At 63.9% G+C, this 10,284-nt stretch carries 13 protein-coding genes; 7 read left to right on the top strand and 6 right to left on the bottom strand.

The window, feature by feature from the left end:
* Positions 1-170: 170 nt before the first annotated feature.
* From THIMADRAFT_RS23055 to THIMADRAFT_RS23040, 5 genes are all read left to right on the top strand, one after another.
* Positions 171-1,025 (top strand): REP-associated tyrosine transposase, encoded by an 855-nt coding sequence (locus THIMADRAFT_RS23055; protein WP_007195547.1) that lies wholly within the window; start codon positions 171-173, stop codon positions 1,023-1,025.
* Positions 1,026-1,085: 60 nt separating this feature from the next.
* Positions 1,086-1,376 (top strand): GIY-YIG nuclease family protein, encoded by a 291-nt coding sequence (locus THIMADRAFT_RS23050; RefSeq protein WP_007195546.1) that lies wholly within the window; start codon positions 1,086-1,088, stop codon positions 1,374-1,376.
* A gap of 75 nt (positions 1,377-1,451) precedes the next feature.
* On the top strand, positions 1,452-1,634 hold the full coding sequence (locus THIMADRAFT_RS26100; protein WP_267878417.1) for a type II toxin-antitoxin system HicA family toxin: 183 nt from the start codon (positions 1,452-1,454) through the stop codon (positions 1,632-1,634).
* Complete coding sequence (locus THIMADRAFT_RS23045; RefSeq protein WP_007195545.1) at positions 1,621-1,860, top strand: hypothetical protein; 240 nt, start codon at positions 1,621-1,623, stop codon at positions 1,858-1,860. The genes THIMADRAFT_RS26100 and THIMADRAFT_RS23045 overlap by 14 nt, the downstream gene beginning before the upstream one ends.
* Positions 1,861-2,038: 178 nt before the next feature.
* Complete coding sequence (locus tag THIMADRAFT_RS23040; protein WP_324603160.1) at positions 2,039-2,620, top strand: transposase; 582 nt, start codon at positions 2,039-2,041, stop codon at positions 2,618-2,620.
* A 20-nt stretch (positions 2,621-2,640) separates the two neighbouring features.
* Here the strand turns inward: THIMADRAFT_RS23040 and THIMADRAFT_RS25130 are convergent, their stop codons facing one another.
* From THIMADRAFT_RS25130 to cydD, 4 genes are all read right to left on the bottom strand, one after another.
* Positions 2,641-3,363 (bottom strand): DUF1275 family protein, encoded by a 723-nt coding sequence (locus THIMADRAFT_RS25130; protein WP_007195543.1) that lies wholly within the window; start codon positions 3,361-3,363, stop codon positions 2,641-2,643.
* A 271-nt stretch (positions 3,364-3,634) separates the two neighbouring features.
* On the bottom strand, positions 3,635-4,204 hold the full coding sequence (locus THIMADRAFT_RS23030) for a Uma2 family endonuclease (protein WP_007195542.1): 570 nt from the start codon (positions 4,202-4,204) through the stop codon (positions 3,635-3,637).
* 228 nt (positions 4,205-4,432) lie between these two features.
* Positions 4,433-6,166, bottom strand: a complete 1,734-nt coding sequence (gene cydC, locus THIMADRAFT_RS23025) for a thiol reductant ABC exporter subunit CydC (RefSeq protein WP_007195541.1) — start codon at positions 6,164-6,166, stop codon at positions 4,433-4,435.
* Positions 6,163-8,004, bottom strand: a complete 1,842-nt coding sequence (cydD, locus tag THIMADRAFT_RS23020; protein ID WP_007195540.1) for a thiol reductant ABC exporter subunit CydD — start codon at positions 8,002-8,004, stop codon at positions 6,163-6,165. Before cydD ends, cydC begins: the two co-directional genes overlap by 4 nt.
* A gap of 231 nt (positions 8,005-8,235) precedes the next feature.
* Between cydD and THIMADRAFT_RS23015 the strand changes: the two genes are divergently transcribed.
* Entirely contained in the window at positions 8,236-8,487 is a 252-nt protein-coding gene (locus THIMADRAFT_RS23015; RefSeq protein ID WP_007195539.1) for a type II toxin-antitoxin system prevent-host-death family antitoxin, read from the top strand.
* Positions 8,477-8,914, top strand: coding sequence for a putative toxin-antitoxin system toxin component, PIN family (locus THIMADRAFT_RS23010; RefSeq protein ID WP_007195538.1), 438 nt, complete (start codon positions 8,477-8,479; stop codon positions 8,912-8,914). The genes THIMADRAFT_RS23015 and THIMADRAFT_RS23010 overlap by 11 nt, the downstream gene beginning before the upstream one ends.
* 58 nt (positions 8,915-8,972) lie before the next feature.
* On the opposite strand, the gene THIMADRAFT_RS23005 is transcribed toward THIMADRAFT_RS23010, so the two are convergent.
* Positions 8,973-9,512, bottom strand: coding sequence for a lipocalin family protein (locus THIMADRAFT_RS23005; RefSeq protein ID WP_007195537.1), 540 nt, complete (start codon positions 9,510-9,512; stop codon positions 8,973-8,975).
* The gene (locus THIMADRAFT_RS23000; RefSeq protein WP_007195536.1) at positions 9,509-10,216 is read right to left on the bottom strand and encodes a DUF6134 family protein; all 708 of its coding nucleotides are present in this window, start codon (positions 10,214-10,216) and stop codon (positions 9,509-9,511) included. Before THIMADRAFT_RS23000 ends, THIMADRAFT_RS23005 begins: the two co-directional genes overlap by 4 nt.
* Positions 10,217-10,284 lie beyond the last annotated feature (68 nt).

Genomic DNA, 10,284 nt, shown 5'->3' with positions numbered 1-10,284 from the left:
CGCTATTGTTGGAATGCAGATCGATTCCGCCGTAGAGTTTCATCGTCGACTCCTCCTGCCGGGTCTCCAGCTCAGGTCTTTTCTTCTACCTTAACTGTAGGCCCACGGGCGGGGTCGGCTAGATGCTTATCAGGTCTTGCCTTTTGCCCGTTCCGAGCTAGGCTTGCGACATGGCTCGCCCTCTCAGAATCGAGTTTCCCGGCGCTCTGTACCACATCACTTCGCGCGGTGATGCGCGCGAGGACATCTATCGGGGTGACGGGGACCGGCAGATGTTCCTTGCGCTGCTTGCTGAAGTCTGTGAGCGCTTCAACTGGCGGGGACACGCTTACTGCTTAATGTCGAACCACTACCACTTGTTGATGGAGACGCCCGATGCGAACTTGTCCCGGGGCATGCGGCAACTCAACGGCGTCTACACGCGGCGCTTCAACGATTCACACGGACGTTGCGGACACGTCTTCCAGGGGCGCTACAAAGCGATCATCGTCCAGAAGGAGACCTACCTGAAGGAGTTGGCGCGTTACATCGTCTTGAATCCGGTGCGGGCGCGCATGGTCGAGCGACCGCAGGATTGGCCGTGGAGCAGTTACTTAGCGACGACGGATCATGCACCCTGTCCGGATTGGCTGTGCCGGGATTGGTTACTGTCGGCCTTTGGCTCGAGCGAAGAGGCTGCCGTTGCTCGCTATCGACGCTTCGTCGCCGAGGGCATCGGACAGGCCGGCCCTTGGGAGCAGTTGAAGCAACAGGTCTTCCTCGGATCGGACGCGTTCGTTGAAGAACTCAGCCGCCGGGTGCCGAACGACCGGGACTTAGGCGAAGTCCCCCTCGCGCAGCGGCGCCCACCCGCCAAGCCGCTGGCCGAGTACGTCAGCCGGTACCGCGATCGAGACCAAGCCATTGCAGCAGCGTACGCCAGCGGCGGATACGCTCTGAAAGAAATCGGAAGCCATTTTGGCTTGCATTACGCGCGGGTCAGCCGCATCGCTCGCGCAGCCAAAGAGGCAAAAGGCAAGACCTGAAACCGTCACACCCTCGGCTTAGGTTTAACGTTAGGACCCATTGGAAGCGGCTAGGCAAACTTGAAACAGGTCTACCTCATCGCCTATCCAACCGGGAAGATTTACGTCGGCAAGGACAGCGTCGGTAGCTATCGCTACTACGGCAGCCCAGACATGGAGACGGTCAATGCCGATTTCGCCAAGTTGCCAATCGAGATCCGGCACGACTACACGATCCGCAAGCAGATCCTTTGGGAGTCGGCAGATGCCTCAGAGGCGGAGCTTGCGGCGAAAGAAGTCGAGTTCATTCGCAAGTACAAATCAAACGATCCATCAGTCGGCTACAACCGGTGGCCGAAGTATCGCGATTGATGCGACCGCTTAGCTCAGGCGTTAGGCAATGAAGAACACGGAGTATCCCATTTGCCACCGAAGATCAGAGAGCTCGTGTCGAGTCTTGAGAAAGCTGGCTTCGTGAATCGCGGCGGCAAAGGGAGTCACCGAAATTTCGTTCACCCGAGTGTCGCAAAGCCAATCACGGTTCCGGGGAAGTTAGGTGACGATGCAAAGCAATACCTCGTCCGAGCCGTACAACGAGCAATAGCGGAGGCTGAGCGTGAAGGAAAGTGACCGTTACGCGAAAGTCGTCGAGTGGTCTGACGAAGACCAGTGTTACATTGGCAGTTGCCCTGGACTTATGTTCGGTGGTTGCCACGGCAGCGACGAGATTGCCGTTTTTCGGGAACTCTGCGATCTCGTAGACGAGGTGATCGCGCTGTATCACCAGGACGGCAAGCCTCTGCCAGCGCCAACCGCCGGCCATGACCTGGCAAACAGACTACAAGATGTCGCCTAACGAATAAGGTTAGAGCGTCCGAGCGCAGCGAGCGACGGTCTGAACCGTTTGTTGGACGAGCCCCGAGTTCCCCGGACAGTTTACTTAATGCCCTCGACGAGATGACCCGGATCGGTTAGAACACGAAACGACGTTTCCGTGACGTGCGGCTAGCTGATCCAAGGCAAGACTTCCCAGAGTGGTTGTTCCCGGGCTTCCACATCATGTGACACAACGCGGTCATCGACGGCAGCGGACCTTTTTTGGCGATAAGGCCTACGCCGAGTATCGGCGATTGCTGTCGACATCCTGTCGCGCGTGCGGCACGCAGGTGCTCGGCTACTGTCTCATGCCGAATCATGTGCATCCGATCCTGGTCCGGGGCGATGAGCTCGGGTTGCGTGATGCGCTGGGCGAGGCGCACCGTCGCTACACCCGCAGGATCAATTTCCGGGAAGGCTGGCGAGGGCACCTTTGGCAGGAACGTTTTCACTCGTTCGTGATGGACGAGCGGCATCTCATCGCCGCTGCCAGGTCTGTCGAGCGAAATCCCGTCCGCGCGCGGCTCAGTGGACGGCCGCAGGACTGGCCGTGGTCGAGCGCCCGCGCCCATCTGGCCGCAGCGGACGACGAGATCGTCAGCGTGCGACCGCTCTTGGAGCTGGTTTCGGACCAAGATCGCTTCATCGGCGAGCCGGACGGGACGGACATCGCTGACCTGCGCGGATCGCGATTCGGCGAAAAGGCTCGCCTAGCGGCGCGTGGAAAAGGTACCGGGTAAAATTACGGGAAGCCGTCCGGCTAACGATGGTTCCGGGCGCCGTCGCCCGTCTCCGCGGCCGGTGCCGGGAGTTCGATGGCGATGACCGCGCAGATGGCCGCGATCGGGACTAGAAGGGCGAGCACGCCTGACCGGAGGAAGAGTATTCCGCACGCGATGGCGCCGCTCAGGTAGACCACCCAGATGAGGCCGTTGCGCCAGGGTAGGCGGTCGGGCGGTTGCGCATTCGACTCGGCCGACCGGGACCGGGGACGGCGGACTTGACCGGCTCGGATCCAGCGGACATATCCGGTAGTGAAGGTCGCCAACATCCCGGTGATGTAGGTGGTCGAGGGACCCTGCAACCGGAGTACGGCGGCGCTTTGGATCCCCATGGCCGATGCGGCGAGCGCGATCGCGGAGCGGCCGGCGGCGGGTTCGGTGAGCAACCAAAGCAGCAGCAGGGCGATCAGCAGGAGCATCTCGATCAGCAGTGCGTGCAGGATGACCGGCGCGCGCCGACGACCCGACCCCGGCCGACCGCACAGAAGCTCCCCGACAATCGCGCCCGCGACGAATGCAGCGACCGAGACGGCGGCACTCGACCCGGTCTCCGCATCGCCACGCGCAACGGCGACCGCCAGCAGAACGGTGTTTCCCGTCTGGGCGGCGGTGAGGACATTGAAGCCGAGGATGACAATTGCGTCCACGCCGGCCGCGGCGAGGGTCAACAAGAGCGGCGAGATCTCGGAGCGCCAACGCATGTGCGGTCCAAATCAGGTGCACCGATGTGGAGATCGGCGACGTAGAGGCGCTTGCTCGGCGACATCCCGACGCGGCAGACATGATCCGATCCAATGCCCGGTCCGCCACCGAGTGCAAAGCCGCACAATTTCCGAAGCCATTCGAGCTTGGGTCCACGACGGACTGAAGTCCGCCTCCCCCGGTGCCGACTGAAGTCGGCGTACCCGGGAGGCGGTATCGAGTCTTCCGCAGTGCTGCACGAGCCCCGTTCCGGCTCAGGCTCTTTCGGGTTCAACCCTCAAGCACGACGTCTTCGTATAGGTCGGCCACGGACATGCGCACCTCGAGGTCGCCGCAGGTGAAGGCCAGGTCACCGTCCTCGAGGATCTCGTGGCGCCAGTCCCCCGCCTCCGTGCGCCGAAACCGTTCCACGCGGCGGCTGTCCTGTGCGACCAGCAGATAATCGCGCAGGGACGGTAGGGTCCGGTAGGCGATGAGCTTTTCACGACGGTCGATGATCTCGGTCGAGGGCGAGAGCACCTCGGCGATCAGACAGGGCGATGTCTTGTAGAGCGATTCCCGGTCGTGCGGATCGCAGGTCAAGAGCACGTCGGGGTAATAGAAGGCCTCGTGTGCCGCCACCCGCACCTTCATGTCACTGATGAAGACGCCGCAGGGCGTGCCGCGGGTCGCTGCGCGCAGGTGAAACGCAATGTTCAGGCTGATCCGATTGTGCGCCTCGCCGGCTCCCGCCATGGCGAAGACCTGACCGGCGACATACTCATGGCGGATGTCGCTGGCCAGCTCGCCTTGGAGATAGTCGTCGAGACCGATGTGAAGAAGCGCCGCGGGCTGCGTCATGAGGATGGTCCTGTGCCGGGCTGTGCTGAACCGTGTCCAGAACAATAGTGTCGGTTACGCCTGAGTCAAACCGTGAGCACACCCCGCGCCTCGGCGGTGAAACGGTTTAACAGCCATATTTCCAGAATCCTAAACCGCGTCGGCTCCAACACTCGTGGTCTCGGCCCTACCCGATCCAATCCAAGAACGACGCATGCTACGCCAGACGCGGTTTAGCTCGCCAACAGCTTACGCCACCGCACCCGCGGCGTCCCGCAGCAAGGCCCCCTGCGTGGCTTCCGGGATGACGTTGGAGTCACCGCGCGCGACCTCGCGTCCGTTATCGAGAACCAGGACGCGGTCGACCCAGTCCAGCCCGGCGGGACGGTGGGTGATGAGCAGCACGGTGCGCCCGACCATGAGCCGGTCGAGTGCCTGCATGAGGCTGCGCTCGGTCTCGGCATCCAGACCCTCGGTGGGCTCGTCCAGCAGCAGGATGGGGGCATCCTTGAGCAGGGCGCGGGCGACGGCGATCCGCCGGGCCTGTCCGCCGGAGAGACGCACGCCGGTCTCCCCCACCCAGGTGCCGTAGCCGTCGGGCAGCTCGCTGATGAAGTCGTGGATCTGGGCGACGCGGCAAGCGGCCTCGATCGCCTCCTGCGTGGCCGCGGGTGCAGCGATCTGCAGGTTCTCGCGGATGGTGGTGTCGAAGAGATAGGTCTGCTGGCTGACCACCGCGATATGGGTGCGCAGGTCGTCGCCGCGGAAGTTGGTGATGGAGTGACCTCCGATGCTGATCTCTCCGGCATCCGGCTCCCAGAAGCGCAGCAGCAGGTTGAAGAGCGTGCTCTTGCCCGAGCCGGTGGCGCCGACGACTGCGGCGCGGGTGCCCTCCGGGACTTCGAGGTCGATGTCGGCGACGGCCGGTGTCGCGGCACCCGGGTAGCTGAATCCGACACCGTTGAAGCGGATGTCGAAGCGCTCCGGCCGGGGCGAGGGCGTGGTCGGCTCGACAACCGGCGGATCGGTATCGACGATGGCGAAGATCCGCCGCGCCGCGGCCAGTGTCCGCCCGAGAAGCTGGAAGGCCTGCGGCAATGGCGCGACGGCCTCGAAGCTCGCAAGCGTGAAGAGTGCAAGCATGGCCAGCTGCGGCGGCATCAGGGTGCCGTCGTGCACCATGGGGATGGCCAGCCAGAGCAGCACCCAAAGGCTCAGGCTCGCGCTCAGACCCACCCCCGCTTGGGTGATGCCGTGATCGCTGCTCAAACGGGCCTGATCGGCGATCAGGCGCCGCCCCAGGGCGTCGACCCGTTCGGCCTGGCGTGCGTTGGCCCCGTAGACCGTTAGCTCGGCCATGCTCTGAACACCGTCGATGACGGCCGCGCGCAGCTCGGCCTCGTCCTCGGCGAGCCGACGGCCGGGCGCCTGACCGCGACCCTGCGACCAGACGGGCAGGACGACACCGGCGATCAGCAGGAAGGCAAGCCCGGAGAGCGCCAGCAGCGGGTCGTGAAGCAACAGGAAGACGAAGAAGAGCACCGCACTGATGGCAGCGACCGCCACGGGCACCAGCACGCGCACGTAGAGGTTGTCCAAGGCGTCGATGTCGGCACGGATGCGGCTCAGCAGATCGCCGCTGTGATACTGCTGCAGGCGCGCCGGGGCCAGCGGCTCGAGATGGCGGTAGAACCAGACCCGCAGCTCGGCGATCAGCCGGAAGGTGGCCTCGTGGTTGATCAGCCGCTCGGCATAGCGGCCGGCCGTGCGCATGACCGCACTCAGGCGGATCAGGGCGGCGGGCGCGAAGTAGTTGATGGCAACCCCGGCGACACCGGCCACCGCCATGGCGGTGATGAACCAGCCGGCCAAGGCCATGAGCGCGACGTTGGCGATCAGGGTCAGAAGGGCGATCAGGGTGCCGGCAATCATCCATCCGCGGTAGGGCCGAAACAGGCTCCAGAGACGCAACAGCTCCTTCATCGGTCGTCCTCCCGCTCCGGATTCCAAGGGTCGACCTGCGCCGGTGCGGCGTGGCCGTAAGCCGCGATCATCCGGGCGTAGATCCCGTTAGACGCGGAGAGGGTCTCGTGGGTCCCGGACTCGGCGACGCGGCCGGACTCGAGCACCAGGATGCGGTCGGCGCGGCGCACGGTCGCGAGTCGATGGGCGACGACCAAGAGGGTGCGACCCTTGGCCAGCTCCTCGATGCCCTCCTGGACCAGACGCTCGCTCTCCGGATCGAGGTTGGCTGTCGCCTCGTCCAGGATGACCAGCGGGGCGTTGCGCAAGAAGGCACGGGCGAGTGCAATGCGTTGGATCTGACCGCCCGAGAGACCGGCACCGCGCTCGCCGACCAGGTTGTCGTAGCCGGCGGGCAATGCCTCGATGAAGTCGGCGGCACGCGCGCGACGGGCCGCCGCACGGACCGACTCGAGATCCGCATCCGGGCGGCCGAGCCGGATGTTGTCGCCGATCGTCCCTTGGAAGAGACGCGGCTGCTGCGGGACCCAGGCGAGATGGCTGCGCCACTCCTCGAGGTCGAGGTCAGCGAGTGCCTGATCGCCGATCAAGATCCGCCCCGAGGTCGGCGAGAGAAACCCCAGCAGGAGGTTGATCACGGTCGTCTTGCCGGCCCCGCTGGTGCCGACCAGCGCGACCCAGGCGCCTGCGGGGACCTCGAAGTCCATTCCGCGAAGCGCATCGCGGCCCGCTTCGTAGCTGAAATGCACGTCCTGAAAACGCAGACCGAAGGGGCGCGCGGCGCGCAGCGAGGCATGACCGGATGCGGCCCGATCGGGTGCGTTCGCGTCGGGCGCGGACCGCGGCTCCGGCTCGGCATCCAGCACGAGAATCATCTGCTCGGCGGCAGCGGCGGCGGCCATGCGCGCGTGATACTGGGTCCCCATATTGCGTAAGGGGGCATAGAACTCGGGCGCCAACATCAGGATGAAGAGTCCCTGCAGATAGGTGATCTCGGGGAGCGCCATCAGCCACTCCGGCAGCGGCATCACCAGCCCGTAGAGCCGAAAGCCGACGAACACCGCGATGATGGCGATACCGATGGCGGCGAAGAACTCGAGAACGGCCGAGGAGAGAAAGGCGACCCGCAAGACCTGCATGGTGCTGCTGCGGTAGGCATTGGAGATGCGCGCGACCTCGTCCGCCTCGCTGCGGCTCGCCCCGAAGAGCTTCAGGGTCGTCAGTCCCTGAATGACGTCGAGGAAGTGCGAGCTCATGCGGGCAAGCTCCTTCCATTGGCGCTGATTCTTAGACTGCGCACTCGATCCGATGAGGATCATGAAGAGCGGGATCAGCGGCGCGGTGACCAGCATGACCGCACCGGCAACCCAGTCCGCCGGAAAGACCACGACCAGGATCACCACGGGCAGGATCATCGTCAGGGTCATCGCCGGGAGAAAGCGTGCGTAATAGCCCTCAAGATCATCGATCCCCTTGGTGAGCATCTCGACCAAGGCACCGCTGCGCTCGTTGGCCAGGTAGCGCGGGCCGAGTCGTTGCAGGTGGCGAAACACCTGATCACGCAATCCGGTACGGACCAAGGCAGCGGCTTGGAAGGCCGAGCGCTCGCCCAACCAGACGATCAAGCCGCGCATCAAGAACAGCCCGAGCAGGACCGCCATCAAATGCCCGATTTCGGTCAGACCCGCCCCCTCGAAGATCACGGCGTTCAGGATCAGGGCAAGGAACCAGGCTTGTGCGATGGCGAGCAGCCCCTGCCCCACCCCCAGCCCGATGGTGCGCTTGAGCGCAGCTCCGGCAAGCGGACGGTGAGACTTGAGCCAAGCGTTGACGGACATAGTGCGATCTGCCTGGAAGCGGGCCAATCGACCCGAATCGGGGGAGGATAAGGAAGGGGGGACCGGCAGGGCAACGAAAAAACTCACACGAGGCGGTTGCTCTCGCGCCGAGACGCACCGAACACGTGGCCATGAGCACGAGAAACGACCCGGATGAGGATCGACGCGCATTGAACGAATCGAACGATTCGGCTAGTTTAAGCCATGATTCAACGGCGACGGAGCCCGAGTATGCAAACCTTCACAGCCAACGAAGCCAAGACCCATTTCGGTGAATTTATCGATCGCGCGCAACGCGAACCCGTTCGCGTCACACGCAGAAATCGGGTCGTAGGCATCATGGTGTCGCCGGGCGACTACGAGGCCATGCGGGTTTTTTACGCCGATCGACTGCGCCGGACGTTGGATCAAACCGCCGCGCACGCCACAGCTCAGGGGCTGACCCAGCAGCAGCTCGAAACGCTTCTGGCCGATGACAGCTAAGCGTGCGGTGATCGACACCAATGTGTTGATCAGCGCCGCATTGACGACCGGCACGCCGCCCTCGCTCGTGACGCACTTCCTGCTTGAGCACGGACGCTTGTTGTTTTCCCGGGAAACCTTCGCCGAGCTGGAGACCCGCTTGTGGCGTCCCAAGTTCGACCGATACCTCACGCTGGAGGACCGTCAAGCACTCCTTCACGACTTCAGTGCGGCAGCGGAGTGGGTTGAGTTGGATCAGGATGACCACGACCGAAAGCGTTTCAGTCGCGACCCGGACGACGACAAGTTCGTGTGGACTGCAATGGTCGGGGATGCCGAGTGGCTGGTCAGCGGCGATACCGATCTGCTCGATCTGGCCTCGGTGCTGGAGAAGATTCGGATTCTATCGCCGGCTCAGGCCTTGGAACTCATCCGCCAGCCGGATTGAGTCTTCGAGCGTGCTGCCGAAAAGGGAGGCGCGGGGGCCAAACACCCCCGCCCGCATCTCACCCCGCCGAACGCTGCGGCACCTTCTCGATCTTGCTCGTGTCGTAGCCGAGCCCGCCGATGAAGGCGACGATCTCGTCGTACTTGGCCTGCGGGATCTCGGGCTCGCGGGCCATGATCCAGACGTAATCGCGTTTGGCCCGGCCGATGACGGTGATGCTGTAGTCCGGCTCCAACCAGACGATGCGGAAATCCGCCTTGAAGGGCCAGATGAACTGCATCCACCAGAGTGCGTTGGTGGTCGTATCGCGCACGAAGCCCTTCGGGTTGTGCGTCTTCAGGGGTCCGTCGAACCCGTCCTTGTTGAAGATGAAGGTGGTCGCGATGGTACCGTCCGGATTGAGCGCGTAGGACTCCACCGCGTTGTAGGCGCCCTTCTCCACGAAGGTCGGGATGTTGGCGATCACGTACCACTTGCCCATGAAGCGTTCGAGATCGACCTGTTTGACGGTATCCATGGGCGCGCCTCCTTCTTCGGTGCAGCCGCTCGCAAAGGCGAGCATGAGTGTGATGAGCAAAAGGGCCGAGAGTCTCTTCATGTCGGCGCCATCCGTTGGTAACGCAGCGTCTTGCCCTTGCCGGTATCGCTTTCGAGACCGACCCATCCGTGCTCGTCGGAGTACCAGAGGATCAGCTCGAGCTCGTCGGTGCTGAGCTTATAGCGCGCCGCGGCGACGTCCTCCCCGCCGAAGCGGATCGCCTCGGTCCCTTGAGGCTGGACGCGCACCGGCACCAGCTCGCCGGTCTGAGGGTTCAGGAGGCTCTCCTGTTTCAGAAAATCGCGGTCCCAATAGGCGAAGGTCATGACACAACCGGGCAGACGCCGCGACTCGCCGTTGACCGACAGGGCAAGCGCCTCCCCGCTCTCCATGCCTTGAACACGATAGTCCTTGCCGTTGTCGTCCGTGGTCGCCTCGATCGTCTGCAGACAGCCGTCGCGCCAGGTCTCGCGACTCTCGTGACGGTAGCTGTAGGCGGTGAAGATCCAGAAGTTGATGTCGAAGCTGGCGCGGCTCGACACCTGCGCGCCCTCGCCGAGCGCGCGGACATCGAAGCTGTGCTCGCCGATCGGATCCTGATCCAGAAAGACCTTGAATCGAAAACTCCCCGACTCGGTGTTGGCCGAGACCAAGGGTGCGGCCCCGATCATCAGCGCCACCGCGGCGGCCGACCACCAACGGCTTGCAGTTGCCTGCGACTGCTGCCCGGTCGCACGTCGCGACCGGCTTTGTTTGATTGCCATCTAGATGTCTCCCGATAGACGTTGTTCATGAGGCCGGCCGGCAGGGCGAACCAGCACCGTAGGGTGGA

This window comes from Thiocapsa marina 5811 (assembly GCF_000223985.1).
Taxonomy (GTDB): Bacteria; Pseudomonadota; Gammaproteobacteria; order Chromatiales; family Chromatiaceae; genus Thiocapsa; species Thiocapsa marina.
The sequence above is the reverse complement of the archived record's forward strand: the minus strand, read 5'-3'. Positions and strand labels throughout refer to the sequence as shown.